This window comes from Saccharopolyspora tripterygii (assembly GCF_054778355.1).
Map to the genome: position 1 here is coordinate 107,907 of NZ_BAAGZP010000030.1, position 20,941 is coordinate 128,847.

Annotated in this window: 15 protein-coding genes (1 of these 15 running past the window's edge); 8 read left to right on the forward strand and 7 right to left on the reverse strand. The window is 70.0% G+C overall.

Annotated features, from left to right (window positions below):
• Positions 1-1,444, reverse strand: the start of a protein-coding gene (locus ACYVF3_RS23390; RefSeq protein ID WP_461156405.1) for a type I polyketide synthase. The gene continues 25,640 nt to the left of window position 1, outside the view; 1,444 of the gene's 27,084 nt are visible here — the first part of the coding sequence; the start codon lies at positions 1,442-1,444; the stop codon falls past the left edge of the window.
• 232 nt (positions 1,445-1,676) lie between these two features.
• Between ACYVF3_RS23390 and ACYVF3_RS23395 the strand changes: the two genes are divergently transcribed.
• The 4 genes from ACYVF3_RS23395 (at position 1,677) to ACYVF3_RS23410 (ending at position 6,582) form a co-directional block, all read left to right on the forward strand.
• Positions 1,677-3,458, forward strand: a complete 1,782-nt coding sequence (locus ACYVF3_RS23395; protein ID WP_461156406.1) for an ABC transporter ATP-binding protein — start codon at positions 1,677-1,679, stop codon at positions 3,456-3,458.
• Positions 3,442-5,298: an ABC transporter ATP-binding protein gene (locus ACYVF3_RS23400; RefSeq protein WP_461156407.1), complete on the forward strand. Its 1,857-nt coding sequence runs from the start codon at positions 3,442-3,444 to the stop codon at positions 5,296-5,298. Before ACYVF3_RS23395 ends, ACYVF3_RS23400 begins: the two co-directional genes overlap by 17 nt.
• A 131-nt stretch (positions 5,299-5,429) precedes the next feature.
• Entirely contained in the window at positions 5,430-6,215 is a 786-nt protein-coding gene (locus ACYVF3_RS23405; protein WP_461156408.1) for a thioesterase II family protein, read from the forward strand.
• Entirely contained in the window at positions 6,208-6,582 is a 375-nt protein-coding gene (locus ACYVF3_RS23410; protein WP_461156409.1) for a DoxX family protein, read from the forward strand. The genes ACYVF3_RS23405 and ACYVF3_RS23410 overlap by 8 nt, the downstream gene beginning before the upstream one ends.
• 51 nt (positions 6,583-6,633) lie before the next feature.
• Here ACYVF3_RS23410 and htpG read toward each other — a convergent pair whose 3' ends face one another.
• The 5 genes from htpG to ACYVF3_RS23435 all read right to left on the reverse strand — a co-directional run bounded on the left by htpG (position 6,634) and on the right by ACYVF3_RS23435 (position 16,639).
• A complete protein-coding gene (gene htpG / locus ACYVF3_RS23415) occupies positions 6,634-8,532 on the reverse strand; it encodes a molecular chaperone HtpG (RefSeq protein WP_461156410.1) in 1,899 nt (632 codons plus the stop codon).
• 23 nt (positions 8,533-8,555) lie between these two features.
• Positions 8,556-11,405, reverse strand: a complete 2,850-nt coding sequence (locus ACYVF3_RS23420) for a helix-turn-helix transcriptional regulator (RefSeq protein ID WP_461156411.1) — start codon at positions 11,403-11,405, stop codon at positions 8,556-8,558.
• A gap of 24 nt (positions 11,406-11,429) precedes the next feature.
• Positions 11,430-14,318, reverse strand: coding sequence for an AAA family ATPase (locus tag ACYVF3_RS23425; protein ID WP_461156412.1), 2,889 nt, complete (start codon positions 14,316-14,318; stop codon positions 11,430-11,432).
• Positions 14,319-14,550: 232 nt separating this feature from the next.
• A complete protein-coding gene (locus tag ACYVF3_RS23430; protein WP_461156413.1) occupies positions 14,551-15,171 on the reverse strand; it encodes a PAS domain-containing protein in 621 nt (206 codons plus the stop codon).
• Between the two features lie 898 nt (positions 15,172-16,069).
• The gene (locus ACYVF3_RS23435; protein WP_461156414.1) at positions 16,070-16,639 is read right to left on the reverse strand and encodes a TetR/AcrR family transcriptional regulator; all 570 of its coding nucleotides are present in this window, start codon (positions 16,637-16,639) and stop codon (positions 16,070-16,072) included.
• Positions 16,640-16,816: 177 nt separating this feature from the next.
• Between ACYVF3_RS23435 and ACYVF3_RS23440 the strand changes: the two genes are divergently transcribed.
• The gene (locus tag ACYVF3_RS23440; protein ID WP_461156415.1) at positions 16,817-17,368 is read left to right on the forward strand and encodes a hypothetical protein; all 552 of its coding nucleotides are present in this window, start codon (positions 16,817-16,819) and stop codon (positions 17,366-17,368) included.
• A 39-nt stretch (positions 17,369-17,407) separates the two neighbouring features.
• Here the strand turns inward: ACYVF3_RS23440 and ACYVF3_RS23445 are convergent, their stop codons facing one another.
• Positions 17,408-18,076: an alpha-ketoglutarate-dependent dioxygenase AlkB family protein gene (locus ACYVF3_RS23445; RefSeq protein ID WP_461156416.1), complete on the reverse strand. Its 669-nt coding sequence runs from the start codon at positions 18,074-18,076 to the stop codon at positions 17,408-17,410.
• A gap of 187 nt (positions 18,077-18,263) precedes the next feature.
• On the opposite strand from ACYVF3_RS23445, the gene ACYVF3_RS23450 reads away from it, so the two are divergent.
• The 3 genes from ACYVF3_RS23450 (at position 18,264) to ACYVF3_RS23460 (ending at position 20,938) form a co-directional block, all read left to right on the forward strand.
• Entirely contained in the window at positions 18,264-18,590 is a 327-nt protein-coding gene (locus ACYVF3_RS23450) for a hypothetical protein (protein WP_461156417.1), read from the forward strand.
• A 122-nt stretch (positions 18,591-18,712) separates the two neighbouring features.
• Complete coding sequence (locus ACYVF3_RS23455) at positions 18,713-19,141, forward strand: hypothetical protein (RefSeq protein ID WP_461156418.1); 429 nt, start codon at positions 18,713-18,715, stop codon at positions 19,139-19,141.
• Positions 19,142-19,426: 285 nt separating this feature from the next.
• Entirely contained in the window at positions 19,427-20,938 is a 1,512-nt protein-coding gene (locus tag ACYVF3_RS23460; protein WP_461156419.1) for an acetyl-CoA hydrolase/transferase family protein, read from the forward strand.
• Positions 20,939-20,941: the final 3 nt, after the last annotated feature.

The following is a 20,941-nucleotide window of genomic DNA, read 5'->3' on the forward strand; positions in this document are numbered from 1 at the left end:
CCGCGCGGGTGCGGCCGGACACCAGCACCGGCACCGTCGACACCGGGATCGGCTCGGGTTCGGGCTCGGGCTCGACGACCGGCGCCTGCTCGATGATCGCGTGGGCGTTGGTGCCGCTGAGTCCGAACGAGGACACCGCGGCGCGACGCGGTTCACCGGTCTCCGGCCACGGGGTGTTCTCGGTGACCAGCCGCACGGCACCGGCGGACCAGTCGACGTGCGAGGACGGCTCGTCGACCAGCAGCGTCCGGGGCACCACCCCGTTGCGCATCGCCATGACCATCTTGATGACGCCGGCAACACCGGCGGCGGCCTGCGTGTGGCTGATGTTGGACTTCACCGAGCCGAGCAGCAGCGGCCGGTGCTCGTCGCGGTTGCGGCCGTAGGTGGCCAGGAGGGCTTGGGCCTCGACGGGATCGCCGAGGGTGGTTCCGGTGCCGTGCGCGTCCACGGCGTCGATCTGGTCGGCGGTCAGCCGCGCGTTGACCAGCGCCTGCTGGATGACGCGCTGCTGCGAGGGCCCGTTGGGGGCGGTGAGGCCGTTGGAGGCGCCGTCCTGGTTGACCGCGGATCCGCGCAGCACCGCGAGGACGTCGTGGCCGTTGCGCTGCGCGTCGGACAACCGCTCCAGCACCAGCACACCGGCGCCCTCGGCCCAGCCGGTCCCGTCCGCGCTGTCGGCGAACGAGCGGCAGCGACCGTCGGAGGACAGACCGCCCTGGCGGCTGAACTCGATGAAGGTCGCCGGGTTCGACATGACGGTGACGCCGCCGGCCAGCGCCATCGAGCACTCGCCGTTGCGCAGCGCGTGCGTGGCCATGTGCATGGCCGCGAGCGACGACGAGCACGCGGTGTCGAGCGTGACGGCCGGGCCGACGAGCCCGAGGGTGTAGGCGATCCGGCCGGAAATGACGCTCTGCGAGCTGCCCAGCAGAGCCGTTCCCTCGCCGCCCTCGCCGGGCGCGAGCTGGTAGTCCTGGTTCATGGCACCGACGAACACGGCTGTCTCGGTGCCCTTGATGGAGTGCGGGTCGATCCCGGAGCGCTCCAGCGCCTCCCAGGTCACCTCCAGCACCACGCGCTGCTGCGGGTTCATGCCGAGCGCTTCGCGGGGCGAGATGCCGAAGAAGTCGGCGTCGAAGTCCCCGGCGCCGCTGAGGAATCCGCCGCGGTCGGTGGCCGACATCGCCAGCATCTCCGGGTCCCAGCCGCGGTCGTCCGGGAACTCCCCCACGCCGTGCTCGCCGAAGGCGACCATCCGCCACAGGTCTTCCGGGCCGGTGACTCCTCCGGGGTAGCGGCAGCCGATGCCGACGATGGCGATGGGTTCCTGCGCAGCGGCCTCCACATCGCGCAACCGCCGCCGGGTCCGCTGGAGGTCCGCACTGGCCCGCCGCAGGTAATCCCGGAGCTTCTGCTCGTTGTCCATCTCCACCAAACCCATCTCGACGACGCCCGTTTCTTTTGGCCCACCGGCCTGGACGCGATCACGCAGGAGGAACGACCCGCCGGGAAGTGTTGTGCAACAGCAGCTCAGAAACCCCTAGTTCTTCGGGTGCCCGGCTCCAGCGGCCGTTCGCGGGCGGGCGCGAGAGGGGCGCGAAGTCTAGGGATTCTCGAGCTCGCGCTGAGGTCGACTGGCGGACGGCCCACTGACCGCCACCGGAGAGTGCCGCTTGCTGATCGCCTTCTTGGACACCCATCTGCGGCCGTACCGGCGGGCGCTCGCGCTGCTGCTGGTGCTGCAGATCGCGAAGACGATGGCCACGCTGCTGCAGCCGGCCTTCTTCTCGCTGGTGGTCGACCGGGGCATCGTGCGCGGCGACCTGGACTACATCCGCTACATGGGCACCGTCATGGTGGTGGTCGCGCTGGTGCAGATCCTGGCCGCGGGCGGGGCGGCGGCCGTCGGCGCGCGCGTGTCGGCCGCGCTCGGTCGGGACCTGCGCTCCCGGGTCTTCCGCCGCGTCATGGGGGTTTCGGCCCGCGAAGTCGGGCGGTTCGGGGCGCCCTCGCTGATCACGCGCACCGTCAACGACGTCCAGCAGGTGCAGGCGCTGGTCGTCACGCTGCTCGACATCGCCGTCGCCGCCGTGATCACCTGCGTGGGCGGCGTGGTGATGGCGCTGCTGCAGGACGTGTCGCTGTCGCTGATCATCGTGGCCTTGGTCGTGGTTCTGGTGACCGGGCTGACGGTGATCCTGGTGCGGATCAGCCCCACCTACGCCCGGATGCAGCGAGCCGTCGAGAACATCAACCGGCTGTTGCGCGAGCAGATCACCGGTATCCGCATCATCCGCGCGTTCGTCCGCGACGACCACGAGCGCGCCCGGTTCAGCGGGGCGAACTCCGAGTTGTTCGGCGTCGGGCTGAAGGTCGGCCGCATGATGGCGACGGTCCCGGTGGTGGTCATGGTGCTCATGAACACCGCGACGCTGCCGATCATCTGGTTCGCCACCGGCCGCATCGACGCCGGTCAGGCGCAGGTCGGCTCGATCGCGGCCTTGCTGGGCTACGTGACGCTGATCATCACCGCGATCATCATGGCCACCATCGTCTTCGCCGACCTGCCGCGCGCCGCCGTCTCGGTGCGGCGCGTCCAGGAGGTGCTGGACGTCGAGACGAGCGTGCCGACGCACCCGAACCCGGTCCACGGCGCCCGCCGGCGCGGCCGCCTGGAGATCCAGGCCGCCGGGTTCCAGTACCCGGGTGCGCCGAAACCGGTTCTGCACAACATCGATCTGGTCGCCGAGGGCGGTCAGACGGTGGCGATCGTCGGCAGCACGGGCAGCGGCAAGACGACTCTGCTCAACCTCGCGCTGCGGCTGTTCGACCCGACGAGCGGCAGCGTCCACGTCAACGGGATCGACGTCCGGTCCTTCTCCCCCGATTCGCTGCACCGGGTGATCGGCATCGTTCCGCAGGAACCGCACCTGTTCAGCGGCACCATCGGCTCGAACCTCCGCTACGGTTCTCCGGGCGCGCACGACCACGACCTGTGGCACGCCCTGGACATCGCCCAGGCCGGGGAGTTCGTCGAGCGGCTGCCCGGGATGCTAGACGCCCCGGTCTCGCAGGGCGGTTCGAACTTCTCCGGCGGGCAACGACAGCGGCTCGCGATCGCCCGGGCGCTCGTGCTGCGCCCGGAGATCTACCTGCTCGACGACAGCTTCTCGGCGCTGGACCGCAGGACCGAGGCCCGGCTGCGGGCCGCGATGGCCCGCGACGTGCCGGGGGCGACGATGATCGTCGTGGCGCAGCGGCTCAGCGCCGTGCAGCACGCCGATCGGATCGTGGTGCTCGACCAGGGCCGCGTGGTCGGCGCCGGCACCCACGAGCACCTGCTGTACTACAACAGGACTTACCAGGAAATCGCTTATTCCCAGGGCATTCCGCAGGAGATCCCGAGTCGCGGCAACCGAACCATCCGGGGGGTGCTGCATGGCCTCCGCAGCTGACGCGTCCTCGTCCGCGATCGTGCGGCTGCTGGCCATGCTGCGGCCCTACCGGGTCCGCCTCGTGCTGGTGCTGGTGCTGGGCACGGGAGCGACGGTGTTCAACCTCGCGGGCCCCAAGCTGGTCGGCAACGCCACGGACATGGCCTTCGCGGGAGTGGTCAGCCGCGGCCTGCCTGCGGGGGCGTCCAAGGAGGAGGTCATCGCCGGGATGCGCGCCAGGGGCGACGAGGCTCTGGCCAACGTGCTCAGCACCGCCGACATCGTCCCCGGCCAAGGCGTGAACTTCCAGGCGCTTGCCCAGCTGCTGATGGTGATCCTCGCCCTCTACCTCGCCAGCGGGTTGTGCATGCTGGTGCAGGGGCGCGTCGTCGCGTTCATCGCGCAGCACGCCATGTTCGCGCTGCGGGAGCGGGTGAGCGCGAAGCTGACCCGGCTGCCGCTGGGCTACTTCGACCGCACGTCGCGCGGCGAGGTGCTGAGCCGGGTCACCAACGACGTGGACAACCTCCAGCGAACCCTGCAGCAGACCCTCGGTCACATGGTCAACTCGATCTTCGCGGTGGTCGGCGTCATGACGGTCATGGTGCTGCTCTCGCCGCTGCTCGCGGGACTGGTGCTGGTGAGCGTGCTGGTGGCCGCGGCGGCGGCGCTGGCGATCAGCAGGCGAGCACGGCCGAGGTTCGCCGAGCGGTGGCAGCGCACCGGCGCCCTCAACGGCTACGTCGAGGAGACCTACACGGGGCATTCGACGGTGGTGGCCTTCGGTCGCCGCGAACTCGCCGAGCGCACCTTCGAGGAGCACAACGAAGCGCTCTACCTCGCCTCGTCCCGCTCGCAGACGCTGTCCGGCCTGATCGGCCCGGTCACGCGGTTCGTCACCGATCTGAACTACGTGATGGTGGCCGTGGTCGGCGCCCTGCAGGTCGCCAGCGGTTCGATGTCGATCGGCAGCGTGCAGTCGTTCATGCAGTACTCCAGCATGTTCACCCAGCCCATCATCGACATGGCCAACTTCTCCGCCCAGCTCCAGTCGGGGATGGCCTCCGCGCGCCGGGTTTTCGAGGTCCTCGACGAGCCCGAGCAGCGCCCCGCCCCGCCGAGGCCGGTGCGCCCGAGGCGGGTGCGCGGGCGGGTCGACTTCCGGCAGGTGTGCTTCCGCTACAAGCCGGACGCCCCGCTGATCGAGGACCTGTCGTTGAGCGCGTCGCCGGGTGAGCTCATCGCCATCGTCGGCCCGACGGGCGCGGGCAAGTCGACGCTGGGCAACCTGCTGCTGCGCTTCTACGAGGTGGACCGCGGCAGCATCCTGCTGGACGGCGTCGACGTCGCCGACATGGCCCGCGAAGACCTCCGCTCGCGGATCGGCCTGGTCTCGCAGGACTCGTGGCTGTTCGCGGGCACCATCGCCGACAACATCGCCTACGGACGCCCGGGCGCGACCCGCCAGGAGGTCGTCAACGCGGCCCGCGCCATGTGCGTGGACCGCTTCGTCCGCTCGCTGCCCGATGGCTACGACACGGTCCTGGACGACGAGTCCTCCACCGTGAGCGCAGGTGAGCGCCAGCTCATCACGCTGGCCCGAGCGTTCCTGGCGGAACCGTCGATCCTGCTCCTGGACGAGGCGACCAGCTCGGTCGACTCCCGCACCGAAGTCCTCATCCAGCAGGCGATGGCCTCGCTGCGGGCGGGTCGCACGAGCTTCGTCATCGCCCACCGCCTCTCCACGATCCGCCACGCGGACATGATCCTGGTGATGGACTCGGGCCGCGTCGTCGAACGAGGAACCCACCAGCAGCTCCTGGCCGCCAACGGCCACTACTCCCGCATGTACGCCTCCTGATCCACGCATCAGGCCGTCGCGGGATGAACGTCGGGCGCCCGGGCGGGAAGCCGAAGACTAGGGATTCGCGAGGGGTTCCTGGGGTTGACTGGTAGCTGGAAAGGCAGCGACCGAAAGGATCGGCCACCGAGTTGAACACCACCAAGGATGATGCGACCACGGAGTGGATTCGCCGGTACCGGCCGTCGACGACGAGCACGACGCGGCTCGTCTGCTTCCCCCACGCGGGCGGCTCGGCCAGCTTCTTCCACCCGTTGGCGCCGCGGTTCTCCCCCGGTACCGACGTCGTCTCCCTGCAGTACCCGGGCCGCCAGGACCGGCGGCACGAGCCGTGCGTCGAGGACATCGGGACGCTCGCCGACCTGCTGGCCGATGAGATCGCCGCGCTCAGCGACAAGCCCACCGTCTTCTTCGGCCACAGCATGGGCGCGGCCCTGGCCTTCGAGACCGCGTACCGACTCGAACAGCGTGGAACCCGCGCTCCGCGCTCGGTGATCGCCTCCGGCAGGCGCGGACCCGCGACTCGCCGGGACGAGGAGGTGCACAAGCGCGACGACAACGGCGTCATCGACGAGCTCAAGAAGCTCAACGGCACCGACACGGCGATCTTCGGCGACGAGGAGCTGCTGCGGATGGCGATGCGCGCCATCCGCAACGACTACCGCGCCATCGAGTCCTACCGCAGCGAGCCGGACCGGAAGGTGCGCGCTCCCCTCGTGGTCCTGACCGGCGACGAGGACCCGAAGACGACGCGGGAGGAAGCGCAGGCCTGGGAACAGCACACCGAGGGCGACTTCCGGCTCAGGGTGTTCCCCGGCGGCCACTTCTTCCTCACCGAGCACCTGGCCGAGGTCAACCGCGAGATCGAGACCGAGCTCGCGGCCGCGGAGTCGATCGGGGTGGGGCAACGTGGCTGAGAAGCGCAGCGGACGGGTCGGCAACGCCCTCCTGTGGGTGCTGCAGGTGGTGCTGGCGCTGGTGTTCGTCGCCGCGGCCGTCCCGAAGTTCCTCGGCGACCCCACGATGGTGGCCACGTTCGACGCCGTCGGCGTCGGTCAGTGGCTGCGGTACGTCACCGGCGCGTGCGAGATCGCCGGCGCCATCGGCCTGCTCGTACCGAGGGTGACCGCACCGGCCGCGCTCGGGCTCGTGGCCGTCATGGTCGGCGCCACCATCACCAACCTGCTGACCTTCCCCCCGATCGCCGCGGTGACGGTGGTGCTGGGTGTCCTGCTCGGCGTGGTCGCCCGCGCCCGCTGGACCGGCATTCGCACCGCGTCCTGATCCCCGAACCGCACCTCCGGACCACCGACCCGGAGGTGCGGTTCGGTCCCACTACAGCTCCCGGGCCAGGTGGTCGGCGAGCAGGCGCGTGAAGCGCGCGGGATCGGTGAGCTCACCGCCTTCCGCGAGCAGCGCCGTGCCGTGCAGGAGCTCGACGGTCTCGGCGAGCTCCGCGGAGTCCCCGCGATCACCGCGGGCCTTGCGCAGGCCCTCAACCAGCGCGTGACCAGGGTTGATCTCCAGGACGCGCTTGGTCGCGGGCAGCTGCTGCCCCATCGCGCGGTAGAGCTTCTCCATCGTGGGCGTCATCTCGTGCGCACCGCTGACCAGGCACGCCGGCGAGGTCGTCAGCCGCGAGGACAGCCGGACCTCCTTCACCTGATCGGCCAGCAGCTCGCTCATCCACGACAGCAGCTCCGCGAACTCCTCCTGGCGCTGCTCGGGCTCGCCGCCCTCGCCGCCGTCGGCGTCCAGGTCCAGCTCGCCCTTCGCGATCGACCGCAGCGGCGTTCCCTCGAACTCCGGAACGGAGTCGACCCACACCTCGTCGACGGGATCGGTCAGCAGCAGCACCTCGTAGCCCTTGGCCCGGAAAGCTTCCATGTGCGGCGAACTCTCGATGACCGAGCGGGACGCACCGGTCATGTAGTAGATGTCGCGCTGGTCCTCGCCCATGCGCTCGACGTACTCGCGCAGCGTGGTCGGCTTCTCGGGGTCGTGGGTGGAGGCGAACGAGGCGATCTCCACGATGGTGTCGCGGTTGTCGGGGTCGCTGAGGATGCCTTCCTTGAGCACGGCGCCGAACTCGCGCCACATCGTGGCGTAGCGCTCGGGGTGCTCGCTCATCATCGTCTTCACCGTCGACAGCACCTTCTTGGTGAGCCGCCTGCGCATCAGGTTGATCTGCCTGTCCTGCTGCAGGATCTCCCGCGAGATGTTGAGCGACAGGTCCTGAGCATCGACGACGCCCTTGATGAAGCGCAGGTAGGGCGGGACCAGCGCTTCGCACTCGTCCATCACGAACACGCGCTTGACGTAGAGCTGCACGCCTTGCCGGTGGCCCTCGGCGAAGAGGTCCCCCGGTGCGTGCGAGGGGATGAACAGCAGCGCCTTGTACTCGAAGGTCCCCTCGGCCTGGACCGCGACGACTTCGAGCGGTGCGCGCCGGTCCCGGCTGATGTGCTGGTAGAACTCCGCGTACTCCTCGTCGGAGATCTCGTCGCGAGGACGCGCCCACAGCGCCTTCATCGAGTTGAGCGTGTCGGTCTCGCGCCGGGTTCCGCCGTCGTCGTCGGCGCGCTCCACCTCCATGCGGATCGGCCAGGTGATGAAGTCGGAGTACCGCCGGACGAGTTCGCGGATCTTGTGCTCGGAGGTGTAGTCGAAGAGGTTGTCGTCGGTCTCCTCGGGTTTCAGCCGCAGCGTCACCGACGTTCCCTGCTCCGCACCGAGCACCGTCTCGACGGTGTAGGTGCCGTTGCCGTCCGACTCCCAGCGCGTGGCCTCGTCCTCCCCGGCGCGCCGGGTCACCAGGTCGACGCGGTCGGCGACCATGAAGCTGGAGTAGAAGCCGACGCCGAACTGCCCGATGAGCTCCGCCGCGGAGTCCTGGGACTCGCGGACCTTGGCCAGCAGCTCGGCCGTGCCCGACTTGGCGATGGTGCCGATCAGCTCGACCACTTCCGCACGCGACATGCCGATGCCGTTGTCCCGCACCGTCAAGGTGCGCTGCTCGGGGTCGACCGCGATCTCGACGTGCAGGTCGGAGGTGTCGACCTGGAGGTCCTTGTCGGCGAACGAGGCCAATCGCAGCTTGTCCAGGGCGTCGGCTGCGTTCGAGATCAGCTCGCGCAGGAACACGTCCTTGTTGGAGTAGATCGAATGCACCACCAGCTGCAGAAGCTGCTGCGTTTCCGCCTGGAACTCGTGGGTTTCCGCGCGTGCGGTCAAGGGACTCCTCTCAGCGGGTCGTATCACTCGGTGATGCGACGGGGTTGCGCCGGTTTCAGCCCGAAACCGGGTTCTGCGGGGGCGCCGAGCGCGTCGGCGAGCTCCGCCCTGCCCGCGACGCCCAGTTTCCGGTAGATCTTCGTCAGGTGCTTCTCGACGGTGCGGGAGGTGATGCGCGCTTCGCGCGCGATCTCCTCGTTCGTGCGACCGGTGCGGGCCAGCACGGCCACCTGGCGTTCGGACGGTGTCAGCAGGCCCGCCCTCGACGACGTCACCGATCCCTGCTCGCCCAGTTCGGCGGTGGTGCGGTCGATCAACCGCTGGACGCCGCACTCGATGGCGATGCCTCGCGCTTCCTGGAGGTGCTTCTCCGTTCCCGGCCGGCCCGCGGCGCGCAACCGCCGGCCGAGCAGCAGGTGCGCGCGGGCGAGTTCGATCCGGTTGGCGGACTCGCTGAGCGCCGAGATCGCGCCCTGGAGCAGCCGGATGTCCTTCCCGCTCTCGCTGAGCACGGCGTAGCTGCGCAGGGCTCGTCCGACCGCGACGTGCGCGCCCCAGTTCTGCGCCAGCTCCAGCTCCTGCTCGATGAGCTTGTGCGCTTCGTCGACGTCGCCGAGCCGGTGGTGCATCATCGCGGCCAGGCTGCGCCACGGGCACAGCGCGGGGTTGCGCATCCCCCAGCGGTCCAGCTGCTGCCCGAGGTCGAGGATCCGCTGGAGCTCGGGGCCGAGTTCGCGGCGATCCGTGGCGACCGAGCCCTTCAGCAGGCGCAGCGCCGCCGTGACGCACACGTTGTTCCCGGTGGCGCCACCGCTTTCCAGCACTCGGCGCACCAGATCGCGGTCCGCGGTCTCCAGCGCGAGGAAGGCGACGGTGAGCAGCGTCGCGGAATTGCCGTGGTCCCAGCCCAGACCACCCAGGTCGATCGCCTCGCGGGTGACCGCCAGCGCGTCGTCCAGCTTCCCGGTGGACATGAGCACGAGCCCTGTCTCGGTGCACAGCAAGGTCCGCGCCACGACGTCACCTTGGCTCTGCTGCTCCCTGGCGCGGTCGAGCCACGACGCCAGCTTCCCCGGGGCGTCGGTGCCGACGAGGACGTTGGCCAGCAGCGCGAGTCCCGTGTGGACGTGGCCGGGCTGGGCGGGTTCGCGTTCGATGACGCGGTGCGCCAGGCGGGCCAACTCGGCCGCCCCAATCTCCGAGGCGACCGTGGCCGCGTACAGCAGCACTACGAGGAGTTCGCGCTCGGCCGCGGTGTTCACGGGCGGGTTCGGCCCGAGCGCCCGCAACCGGCGGACGTTGTCCGCGAGCCCCAATGGGTCGTCCATGCTGAGGTAGCGACGCCGGGCTTCCAGGCGCAGGGCCTGATCCCCCGGGGCGCGCTCCTGCTGCGCCCCGAAATCCCCTGATACCTCCCGGATCATCTCGGTGATGGGCGCCGGGGAGGTGGCCAGCACCATCGGTGACAGCCGCGAGAGCGCCTCCGCCCGATCGTGGGCCGAATCGAGCATCGACACCGACTGGGAGATGTGACGAACCGAAGCCGACGGGTCGAAAGACCGCTCCGCGGTGGCGAGTTCGACCAGGATGCGCCCGCACTCCTCGCCGCTGGGAGAGCTGTCGAGGAGCGCTCTTCGCAGGTAGGACGCGGCGGTTTCCGGTGCCCCGCACTCCAATTCGTCCTGCACGGCGTCCCGGATCACCCGCAGCGCCCAGTCGTCGAGCGGCGCGGCAACCTCGACGAGATACCGGGCGATCTCCCTCGCCGCGTGGCCCTGCTGGTGGAGCCACTTCGCCGCGCGCAGGTGCACTTCGTCCAGGTCCTCACCCGCCGTCAGCTCCTCGGCCGCGGCCCGCACGACCCACCTCGCCGGCCCGAGGCAGGATTCGGAGTTGAGCAGGCCGAGCCTCCGCACCACCCGCACGGCCCGCACGTGCTGGCACTCGTCGAGCCCGGCGACTCTGCCGACCAGTTCGGTGTCGGCGCTCTCCCCGAGCACCGCCGTGGTCTGGATCAGCCGGTGCACCGCAGCGGGCTGGCTGCTCAGGCAGGACACCAGCCGCTCCCGCAACCCGGCCGGTCGCTTCACGGCTCCGGTCGAGCGCCCGGTGGCCTTGACCTCGGACACCATCGACATGAGGAACAGGGGGTTGCCCGCCGAGCTCTCCGCGCAGGCCGTCACGAGCTCGTCATCGGCCTCGTCCCCGAGCTCCCCGCGGACCAGTGCGCGCACCGCTGCGGTCGACAGCGGTTCGGGGCGCGGGGAATGCGCCGCGGATTCCCGGATCTCGCGCACCGGCAGGCGATCCGCACCGGGATCGCCGTCGAGCACGGACACGGCGATCGCGACCGGATGTCGGCTCACCCGCCGGCTGAGGTAGCTCAGACATGCCAGCGAGGCGGTGTCGGCCGCGTGCAGGTCGTCGACCACGATCAGCAGCGGCTGCTCGACGCTCATCTCCGCGATGAGGGGATGCACGTCGTGCCGCGCCACCGACGCGGGTTCGCGCTGGTCGGCGGCCGAGAACAGCGCGGGGTCCAGGAGCTGCCGGACGACGCCGAACTCGAAGTCGCGCTCCTGCTCCGCGCAGGACGCGCGCAGCACGCGCAGGCCCGCCCAACGAGCGCGCTGAGCGCAGGCGTTGAGCAGCTCCGATTTCCCGATGCCGAGCGAGCCGCCGATGAACAGCAACGATCCCTTCCCGGCGCGGGCCGCTTCCAGGACGTGGTCGACGAGTTCGAGCTCGTGGTCGCGTTCCAGCAGCACTGGACGCGACCCGGCCCGGGTCGTGACGCGCTGCCGGCTCGGCGGCTCGGTTCCGCGCCACCCGAGACCCGGTGCGGAACCGATCGGCACGTGCGTCGCGGTCATCTGCATCGCCCCCCTGGCTCGGCGTCATGGTCTTGCGGCGAAAGTGGCTTCGTCCTCGTCCTCGTCGTGCTGGAGCCGTGTTCGGGAACCGCCGAGCACGGCGGCCAGTTCTGCTCGCTTGGACACGCGCAACTTCCGGTAGGCGTTGGTCAGGTGTGCTTCGACGGTGCGCAGCGTGACGAACAGCGCCTCGGCGATCGCCCGGTTGCTGGCACCGGCGGCGGCCATGGTCGCCACCCGCAGCTCGCTGCCGGTGAGCAGGTCGACCGGCGACCGCAGCGGCTGTCCGACCCTGCCTCCGGCGGTGACGACGAGTGCCCGCGCGCTCTCGGCGATGGGCCGCGAACCGCAGAGCGTGGCGAGGTCGATGCACCGGCGCAGGTGCTTGCGGGCTCCCCGGACGTCGTCGGTGCGCAGCAAGAATTCTCCGAGCCGGTGGTGCGCCCGCGCCTCGTCCAGCCACGCGGGGGATCCGGAGAGGACTTCGACGGCCTCGGTGAGCGAGTCCACCGCGCGCGACGGGTTCTCGGCGACGGCTCCGCGCGCCATCAGGTGCCGCCCGACGGCTCGCGCGGTGTCCCAGCGGTGCACGGCTTCCGCGTCCTGCTCGACGATTTCGATGGCCTCCGAGCGACGTCCGAGGCTCACCAGCAGCCAGGCCGCGTCGGTGCGCCACGGCGCGAAGACCGGGTTGAGGATGCCCGCGTCGGTCATGCTCCGGCCGCATCGCAGCAGCAGGTCGAGCGCGGCGGTCGCGTCACCCCGGATCCAGCGCACGCGGGCTCTGGCGTGCAGGAAGTAGTGCCATTCGAGAGTCGCTTCCTCGAACCACTCCCGGTCGATCCGGCCGAGCACCTCGTCGGCCTGCTCGACCTGCCCGAGTTCGGCCAGCGCGCTCGCCCAGGCGGTGAACTGAGCTGACGTCGAATCCGCGCCGCGGGTCTGCGAGCAGATCTTGGCAGCGGCCTGCGCCTGCTCGGCGGCTTCCCGGACGTTCCCGAAGTGCAGCAGGACCCGGGCGTAGCAGGACAGCGAGTACGAGTAGTCCCAGCTGGCGCCCATGCTCTCGACCAGTTCCAGCGAGCGCTGGGCAGCGGGCAGCAGGTCGTCGGTGACGTCGGCCAGGTGCAGGGCGAACAGCGCGCACCGCTCGCTCCAGGGGTCGGCGTCGCTGGTCTGGAAGCTCAGGGCGGTGCGCGCGTGCGTCACCACGTGCTCGGAGGGCTCGCAGCGCAGCGATTGCACGAAGGCGATGGCGGCGAGCGTGCGTCGTTCCGCCGGTGTGCCGCCGGTGGGCAGCGGGCGTTGCTCGATGCGGTCCCGCACGATGCTGAAGGTCGACTTCTCGGCGCTGCCGACGATCATCAGCATGGATTCGAGGGACAAGCACAGCTCGCGGTGAGCGGGCGAGGCATCTCCCCGGTCCCTGGCCGCGAGCATCGCCAGCACCTCGGCCAGCACCCGGACCGCCTCCGGATGGCGTTGCGCGGTGACGGCGGTCATGGCGAAGTTCAGGACGAACGAGACGTAGGCGTCCGGGTCGGTGACCCGGTCCAGCAGTTCGCGCATGATCGGCAGCGCCGCGTAGGGGTCGAGCTGCGCGAGCACCCGGCCGAGGTCGCCCCGGACTCGGACGCGCTGGGGGTCGGAGGTCTCGACGTCGAGGACCCGCCGCAGGTACCGCACGGCGACCTCCAGCTCACCCCGCTGCTCGGACAGGGCCGCGGCGTCGCGGAGGACCCCGGCCATCCACTGCTGGTTCAACTCCGCCAGCGCGAGAAGGTGCTGGGCGACCTCGACGGCGGGCCGCCCGGCGTCGTTGAGGATGCGCGCCGCGCGCAGGCGGTCCGCTTCGGACACCGGCAGCGCGTCGAGCACGGCGTCGCGGACCGGCTCGTGCGCGAAGTCCATCCCGGACTCCGCGACGATGTCGCAGTCGCGCAGTACGTCGAGCGCTTCGCCGACCTGCCACCGGGTCGCTCCGGCCAGCGCGGCAACTGATTCCGGGTCGGATCCCGGGCCGAGCAGCGCCAGCGCTGCGGCGACGTCGCGGACCCGACGCGGGTGCCCGGCGAGCCGGTTGAGCACCGAAGCGGCCAGCACGCCCTTCTCAGCGGCTTCGACCGAGAGGACTCCGGTCGCGTCGGGCCCGATCCCGGCGTTGCGCACGTCGTCGAGCAGCCGGCGCAGCAGCGACGGGTTGCCGCCGGAGGCTCGCGCGCAGGCGTCGACGAACGAGCTCTCCGGCCGCGCGGAGAACCCCGCCGCGACGACCTCGCCGACCTCGTCCCTCGTCAGCGGCGCCAGTTCGATCACGCTGCCCGCGCGCTGGGCGATGATGCGGGCGAGCGCTCTGCGCGCGGTGTCGTCGACTTCGTCGCAGCGGTGGCCGAGCAGGATCAGCAGGGGCAGGTCGGCTGCGCGCCGGAGCAGGAAGTCCAGCCAGCGCAGCGAACCCTCGTCGCACCGGTGGGCGTCGTCGACGACGAGCACCAGCGGAGCGCTGTCCATGAGGTTCGCCGCCAGGCTGCACAACCCGGACAGCGTTTCGTGGTCGTTGCCGTGCTGGGCCCCGGCTCGCCGCCCCGGGAAGAGCACTCGGACCACGGAGTCGGAGACGTCGTCGGCGCCGAGCTCCAGCGGTTCGAAGAGCGCCCGCACCGCGTCGTAGCGGAGCGGGGAGGTGACATCCGGGCAGCTCACGTGCAGGACGGTGCAGGTGCGCGCCTGCTCGTGCCGCGTGACCTCGCTCAGCAGCCGGGTCTTGCCGACTCCGCCCGGTCCTCGGACGACGACGCAACGGGCGCGGCCGGAACGGGCGTCCGCGAGGCTCGCGGCGAGCACGGCGCGCTCACGGGACCGGCCGGCCAAGGGCTGGTTCCGGTCCGCGATGCACTCTTGGTCACCGCGCATCCCAACTCACCCCGACTCACACGTCCTGACCAGGGATTCCCAGCCGCGCTCACGGGGTGCATCCGCCGGTAGACGAGGGCAGTCCACCACCGGCCACCACGGGAGCGCAAGCACTGATCAACTCCGGAAACTAGCGGATTCCCTAGTTCCCCTGCGGTAGCGGCGTTCGCGGTCCGGCATCGGGCCGGTCCGCCCACGTCGTCCACATCGGACGGTCGTGGCCGCATCCCGCTTACTTCACGTAATCCCGCGGCACGCGCGGAGGCCAGCTCCCCACGCTGAGCAAGCCGAGGCTGTAGGCACGGGAGACCAGCGCGGCGCGGTTGGGCGCCTTGAGCTTCTTGAGCATCGCGCCGACGTGGTACTCGACGCCCTGCCGGCTCAGGAACAGCCGGGACGCCAGCCGCACCGTCGATTCGCCGGTGGCGATGCCTTCGAGGATCCGGGCGTTGAGCTCGGACAGGACGCGCTTGCGGTCCGCCACGACCACGTTGGCCCGGTTGCTCCGCTCCGGGGAGAGCAGGACGACGAACTGCGTCAGCTCACCCGAGGACGAGCCGCGCACCGCGATCCCGGTGATCTCACCGGTGAAGGCGGCCTGCTCCGGCCCGACGCCCACGAAGTACTCGGTGAAGCGCTGGCTCCGGCCTTCGAGCAGCCGCTCGAAGCTCCGGCTGATCGGCTCCCGCACGCCGGGGTGGAGCAGCTCGTTGAGGCTGCGCCCCACCACCGACTCCGGGTGCTGACCGAATTGTTCGACGAACGCGTCGTTGGCCTGGGTGATCCGCATCCGCAGATCCACGCTCGCCAGGTGAAGGCCCGATCGCTCCAGCAGCGACTGGAACACGTCCACGTCTGCGATGTCATTTTTCAATTCTTCGCCGCACGCTTTGTCGAAGAGGCGAGAATCAGCGGTAACAGTGGGCATTGACGGTGTACCTCTCTCGAATCCCGAGGAATCCCGACTGCCGGGAAGATCTGTTTGTCCCCGCACGGAGACACCACCGATCGTATGAAGCGCGCTCTTATGAGGTCAACGTGGCGAGGAGCCGGCCGCCTAATGTTGTGGTTCCCTCATCGGACAGTTCGGACACCCGCCGGACGATGGGGAAAGCCGATCTCGTGACCAGCGAGAACAGAACGTGAGTACACCTCACGGGCTCCCCACCTTGGGTCATTCGGACCAGCGCCCGGAGGGGGAGGACGGCGCACGCGTGCAGCGCAGGCCCCACAGGGCCGGACTCCACGGAGAGCATTTAGTCGGACGCATTCCGTGAGCGCAACGCGGACAACTCCGAACACCCTCCGCAATTGCTCAAATGAGCCGATCGCCGTTCACGCTCATCTGAGCGACCGCAATTTCCCATAATTCACAGAATTACCATATAATCCGCTTCGATCATAAGGGTCCCTTATTGGGTTCAATGTTTTTTCGCGATGCGGCGAATCGTTGCCTCGCCGTGACAACCCGCCGCCTCGATCAATTCAGCGCCCGAGAAACACCGATCGCCTTTTTGCGGCGCTCTCGTGAATTGGCAGAACTCGAGAACTCCGCGAGCGCGATCATCCGGCCGCGATCGACTCGATGATGCGCGCTCCGGCGCCCCATGCCGAGCCCGCGCGCGCTGATTTAGGGGCTTCCCTGGCACCACGGGCTCCGGTCGCCGGCGCACGGGACGCCGGGCCTGCCTCCGCGACGAGCAGGACGTCGCGCGGCGCGACCGGCGCTCACCCCCGACCGATGTGGTGGATCAGGTCGAGACCGGTGAATCCCGGTACTTCAGAAGGCCTTCCACGCCGAGGAGGAAGGTGTCGCAGACGGGATCCGGGTCGGTGAGGCATCCGGCGGCCATCGCGCCGTCGCGGAGCATGACGAAGTGCCTCGCCGCCGGTTCGGGGTCCGACTCGCCGGTCTCGGCCAGGAGCTCGGTGACGGTACGCAGGAACCACTGCCGGTGCTCGACGACGGCGAGGTGCACCGGGTGGGAAGGATCGGGGTACTCCGCCGCGGCGTTGAGGAACGCGCATCCCCGGAACCCCGAGGACCGGATGTCATCGGCGATCGACTTCGCGACCCCGCGCACGATCGCCCTGGGCGACCCGCCTCGGTCCCGGACCTCGGCGGTGCGCGCGCGCATCGCGCCGTCGGCTTCGGCCAGGTAGGCGACGACCAGGTCGTCCTTGCCCGAGAAGTGCCGGTACAGCGTCGCCCGGGTCACCGAGGCCTCGGAGACGATCCGATCGACCCCGACGGAGTGCAGCCCCTCGGTGTAGAAAAGCCGGCTCACCATCTCCAGCAGCCGGTTCCGCGCCTCGGACAACTCCTCACCCACTTCCTGCCGCGTCCCCGGCAGCCGTTCCCCGCCGGGAACGGGCCCGCACCTCATCCGCGAGGGAGAACGTTCGTTCTTGTCAATACCGCGCCACCGGGCCAGTCTTCCACGGAGAGAACGAACGTTCTTTCTTCTGCGCGGTCGCGCCCTTCCGAGAGGATCACCATGACCACCGTTGACCGGCCCACCTCCACCACCTCCGGAAACGCGCCCGCGCTGCGCCGCCTCTACTTCGCGCGGTTCGGATTCGCCCTGGCCTGGGCCGCGCTGCTGTTGCTCACCGGGTCAGCGCTTGGACCCGTGAGCATCTCGCTGCTCGTCCTCTACCCGCTGTTCGACGTCGCGGCCGCGATCGTGGACGCCCGGTCGTCGGGTTCCGGCGGATCGGCTCTGGGCCTGCGGGTCAACGTCGCGATCAGCCTCCTCGCCACCGCGGGCGTGGCCGCAGCCTCCGCTTCCGGCGCGCCGATGGTGCTGCGGGCGTGGGGTGCGTGGGCGATCGTCTCTGGACTCGTCCAGCTGGCCGTGGCCATCAGCCGCCGCAGGATGGGCGGGCAGCTTCCGATGATCCTCAGCGGCAGCATCTCCGCCGTGGCCGGAGCGTCGTTCATCGGCATGGCGTCCGTGCCGAACCCGTCCCTGGCGAGCATCGCCGGCTACGCGACCCTCGGCGGCGCCTTCTTCCTCATCTCGGCGCTGCGCCTGGCTCGCGCCTGACGCGGCCGGTCTCGTCCCGCTGCGATCGCGGCGGGACGATCAACCGGTCAGACCCGTGACTCGCATGGTGATGTTGATGCGGCCGGTGTCGAGGCCGCAGCCCGCGGGTGCCGTCCCGGGGTGGACCTTCGGCACGCCGTGGTAGGCGAGGCGGGACGGTCCGCCGAAGACGAACAGATCACCGGAGGCGAGTTCGGCGTCCTGGTACGGGCGGTTCCGGGTCTCGGTGTTGCCGAAGCGGAACGTGCAGGTGTCACCGATCGACAGCGACACCACCGGAGCCCGGGAGCGTTCGTCCTTGTCCTGGTGCATACCCATCCGCGCGGCTTCGGCGTAGTAGTTCACCAGCGCGGTGTCCGGCGTGTAGTCCTCGCCCGCGCGCGGTTGGCCGGTCGCTCGCACGAGCGCTCGCCTGCCCAGGCGCACCATCCAGTCGGGGAAGGCGAGGACCCGGTTGCCGTTCACGTCGACCGCCGCCCGCGTGTACTCGTAGGGCCGCCAGTGCCAGCCCAGGCACACGGTCTGCACGCTCATCTCGTGTCCGCCGACCTTGGCCGCCCGGATCGGCACGGGACCTCTGATCCACCGGTGGAACTGCCCGACGATCCAGCGCTGCTGCTCGAACGTCAGGAAGCCGGGAACGTGGTGCGCCCCCGCCGGCAGCTCGGGCTCCAGCCCCAGCTCGCCGTCGTCGAACAGGCTGTTCATCGGATGCTCCCCTCCCCGCGGCGAAATCCAGGCGCCCGGTTCAACAGTCTGCCCGAGAGCCGTCGGGTGACGCCGCCTGCCACGACCCGCAGGACGAGCGTCCGATCGGTTCCCGCGCCGAAACGCACTGCCGCGGGCCGGTCCTGGGATTCGGCGATCGTCTGATCTCATGGGACGACGAGCCGACGTGCGAGAGGGAGGGGTCGAGGTGCCGTCCACACCGGGTCCGGATCCCCTCCACCGCTGGCGGCTGGCGGGGTGGTGCGCGTGCTTCATCCCGATCTGCGCGGGGCTGTTCCTCGCCGGCTTCGCGCGCCCCACGGCGTTCTTCCCCGCCGCCGCGCTCTGGTCCGCGGCTCTCGCCTGCGTGCTCCGGATGGAATCCCTCGATCACCGCAGCCGCGCGGCAGCCGAGGTCGACCCGCGTCAGCAACTCGCCAAAGCTGGATGGTTGCTGCTCGCGATCATCTTGATCGCCCTCAGCGCTCTGATCGTGCACGCGTCCTTCGGTTGACGCCTCGCCACGCCTGGGGCGAAAGGCCCGTGCGGGGCTCGGTGCCGTGTGCTGCAGTGATGTGGGGCGCGTTGAGCGCCGGGGATTCCAGGTGTCGTGCACCAGAAGGCAGGTGTCGGGACATGTCGTCTGAGCGTCGTGCTGGGAGTTCACCTTCGGTCGGGGCCGAGGACGCGCGGGCGTTGATGACCTGGCGAGCGATGAGCGCGCTCTTCCTGCTCGCCATGGGCGGGATTCACCTGTTCCTCGTGCTCACCGGCACCGGTGGCCTGCTCGGGGTGCTGTTCGTGCTGAACGCGGTCGGATCGATCGTGCTGGCCGTCGCGATGATCCGCGTTCGCGACCGCCTGGTGCCGGTGAGCGTCCTGGGTCTGCTGTTCATGCTGGGAACTCTGCTGGCGCTGCTGATCGCGCTGAGTCCGCTGTCGCTGTTCGGGATGCGCTCCAGCCTGAGCTACCAGCTGGCACCGACCGCCATCGTCGTCGAGGCGATCGGCGTCCTCGTCCTCGCCGCGACCGTCCTGCTCGCAGCCCGGAAGCGCACCGGCTGAGCCTCCGGAGTTCGCTGCGCGACCGCTCGTGTCGCCTGGCGAACAACCGCCGGTGGGCCCGAAGCGAGTTCGCCGGAAGCTACGGCCTCGATCCCGTTCGGGAATCCTCGCTGCTCAGCCTCCCGCAGCCACCTGTTGCCCCGGCTTCGAAGACCGTCCGCGACCGCGGTTCGTGCCCCGCATCACAGCCACTCCCCCGGCGTTCCGTGCCTAGGATCCGCGTCACACGAGCGCCGGAACCGATTGCGGCGTTGCGGTTCTCAACGGTGAGCGGGGAGGTCGTGGATGTCCGGCAGGATTCTGCATCGCGGTTTCGCGTCGAAGGTGGTCTCGGCTGACGAGGCCGCGGAGATGATCGAACCGGGCGACAACGTGGGCATGAGCGGGTTCACCGGTGCCGGCTACCCCAAGGAGGTCCCGGAAGCGCTGGCCAAGCGGGTCGCCGCGTCCCGCGAGCGCGGGGACCCGATGAAGATCGGTCTGTGGACGGGGGCTTCGACCGCTCCGGAGCTCGATGGGGCGCTCGCCGACGTCGAGGGAATCGACCTGCGCCTGCCCTACCAGTCGGATCCGGTGAGCCGGGCGAAGATCAACGCGGGCCTGCTCGACTACACCGACATCCACCTCTCCCACGTCGCCCAGCAGGTGTGGCAGGGGGTTCTCGGCGAGCTCGACGTGGCCGTCGTGGAGGTCAGCGGGATCACCCGGGACGGCCGGTTGATCCCGTCCTCGTCGGTCGGCAACAACAAGACCTGGCTGGAGCAGGCGGACCGGGTCATCCTCGAGGTCAACTCGTGGCAGAGCGAGCAGCTCGACGGCATGCACGACATCTACTACGGGACGGCGCTCCCCCCGCACCGCAAACCGATCCCGATCACGCACCCCGCTGACCGGATCGGCCGACCGCACTTCGATTGCCCTCAGGACAAGGTGATCGCGGTCGTGGAGACCGAATCTCCCGACCGCAACGCTCCTTTCACCGAACCCGACGAGATATCCGAGCAGATCGCCGGGCACGTGCTGGACTTCCTGGAGGCGGAGGTCCGCGGCGGCCGGCTCCCCCGGGAACTGCTGCCGCTGCAGTCGGGGGTGGGCAACGTCGCCAACGCCGTGCTCGCCGGGCTCGGTTCCGGCCCGTTCGACGGGATGACCGCCTACACCGAGGTGATCCAGGACGGGATGCTGCAGCTGCTCGAATCGGGGAAGTTGCGGAAGGCCTCGGCGACGGCGTTCTCGCTGAGCCCAGAAGCCGTGGAGCGGTTCAACTCCCACACCGCCGCCTTCCGCGACAAGATCGTGCTGCGACCGCAGGAGATCAGCAACCACCCGGAGGTGGTGCGCAGGCTGGGCTGCCTGGCGATGAACGGCGTGGTGGAGGCCGACATCTACGGCAACATCAACTCGACCCACCTGATGGGCAGCCGCGTCCAGAACGGCATCGGCGGCTCCGGCGACTTCGCCCGCAACGCCCACATCTCGCTGTTCGTGACGCCGTCGCAGGCCAAGGGCGGCGCGGTGTCGTCGATCGTGCCGATGGTCTCGCACGTCGACCACACCGAGCACGACGTGGACGTCATCGTGACCGAGCAGGGGCTCGCCGACCTGCGCGGCCTGTCGCCGAAGAAGCGGGCCGAGCGGGTCATCGAGCGCTGCGCGCACCCGGACTTCCGCCCGGCGCTGCGCGACTACTTCGATCGGGCGCAGCGCTCGTCCTTCGGCCTGCACACGCCGCACCTGCTCGACGAATCGCTCTCCTGGCACCACCACTTCGTCCGAAGCGGCTCGATGCCCCGGTGACGC

Excerpts from the sequence above, each read along its gene's own strand:
- ACYVF3_RS23400 (WP_461156407.1), top strand. The coding sequence starts at position 3,442 with ATGGCCTCCGCAGCTGACGCGTCCTCGTCCGCGATCGTGCGGCTGCTG.
- ACYVF3_RS23420 (WP_461156411.1), bottom strand. The coding sequence starts at position 11,405 with ATGACCGCGACGCACGTGCCGATCGGTTCCGCACCGGGTCTCGGGTGG.
- ACYVF3_RS23425 (WP_461156412.1), bottom strand. The coding sequence starts at position 14,318 with ATGCGCGGTGACCAAGAGTGCATCGCGGACCGGAACCAGCCCTTGGCC.
- ACYVF3_RS23440 (WP_461156415.1), top strand. The coding sequence starts at position 16,817 with ATGACCACCGTTGACCGGCCCACCTCCACCACCTCCGGAAACGCGCCC.
- ACYVF3_RS23445 (WP_461156416.1), bottom strand. The coding sequence starts at position 18,076 with ATGAACAGCCTGTTCGACGACGGCGAGCTGGGGCTGGAGCCCGAGCTG.
- ACYVF3_RS23455 (WP_461156418.1), top strand. The coding sequence starts at position 18,713 with ATGTCGTCTGAGCGTCGTGCTGGGAGTTCACCTTCGGTCGGGGCCGAG.
- ACYVF3_RS23460 (WP_461156419.1), top strand. The coding sequence starts at position 19,427 with ATGTCCGGCAGGATTCTGCATCGCGGTTTCGCGTCGAAGGTGGTCTCG.